Source organism: Amycolatopsis rhizosphaerae, assembly GCF_007713715.1.
Lineage (GTDB): Bacteria > Actinomycetota > Actinomycetes > Mycobacteriales > Pseudonocardiaceae > Amycolatopsis_E > Amycolatopsis_E rhizosphaerae.
This window is the reverse complement of sequence record NZ_VJWX01000886.1, coordinates 1-1,069: the sequence shown is the minus strand read 5'-3', so window position 1 is coordinate 1,069 and position 1,069 is coordinate 1. Positions and strand designations below refer to the sequence as shown.

The following is a 1,069-nucleotide window of genomic DNA, read 5'->3' as shown; positions in this document are numbered from 1 at the left end:
CGCTCCAGGCGCTCAGGCTGCCGCTGAGCATTCCGGCGCTGAAGGAGTACCAGGGCAGGAAACTCGCGACGAAGGCCACAAGCCCGCCCCCGATCCCCATCCACTCCAGCTTGGTGACCTGTTTCAGGTCAAATCCTTCCACCAGCGCGACCTTTCCGTGAATTGTCCACCGAGTACGTTTTTGCGAGATTGCAGTGTGACAGAATCCGTCTTCGCGCGGTCTCGATCCGATTAAGGTCGCGGCACTTTTGCGCCGGTGTCCACCGGGTCCGGACCCGGTGCTCCGGAAGGCGCTTTCCCGCTCAGGCGGTCGCGCAGCCGGGCGTGCCGGAACTGGTACACCGCACCGGCCTGGCGCAGCACCCCCCGCCGGTAGGCGTCGTCGAGGAAGGCGGCCATCGCCCACGGCAGCCGCCCGGTCAGCGGCAGCCAGAAACGGGACAGCACCCACTGCCCCCAGGCGGTGAAGGCGAGGGCGTAGGACAGGCCGCCGCCGAGCCCGCTGATCGCCCCGGTCAGCAGCCCGCCCTCCATCGTCCAGACCAGCGGGCCCAGTACGCCCTGGAAGAGGTCGATCACGAGACGGCCGCCGACGGCGATCCCGACGGTGATCACCGGTATCAGCATCAGCACCTGGCGCCCCACGGTCGCGCGGTTCGCCGCCAGCAGTCCCGGCGGGTTGGCCGCGGAGCTGAGATCCATCGGCGCCTCCAGCACGGCCATCAGCCCGAACACCACCCCGGCCGCGAGCCCGTAGACCAGCCCGAAGAGGAACATGTTCACCAGCGTGACCTGGAGTACCAGGCCGGTCTCCGCCGGGAAGCCGTACAGCAGTCCCCGCACCAGCGTGCTCATCGGGCCGAAGCCGAGGCCCACCAGGAAGCCGCCCAGCAGCCCGGCGCCGAACCGGGCGGTGAACCGGCGCGCGAGTCCCGTCCGCCCGGCCCGGCCGAACCACCGCATCCGGACCCGGGAGGGTTCGAACTCCATCCCGCCGTAGACGATCATGATCCCGTAGACCAGGCCGAAGGCCAGGCCGACCACCGCCCCGGTCAGCGCTCCCTCGATC

General features: G+C 69.7%; 1 pseudogene. It reads right to left on the bottom strand.

From position 1 onward, the window contains the following. Positions 1–231: 231 nt before the first annotated feature. A pseudogene (locus tag FNH05_RS38725) lies at positions 232–1,069 on the bottom strand (helix-turn-helix domain-containing protein); the annotation flags it as partial.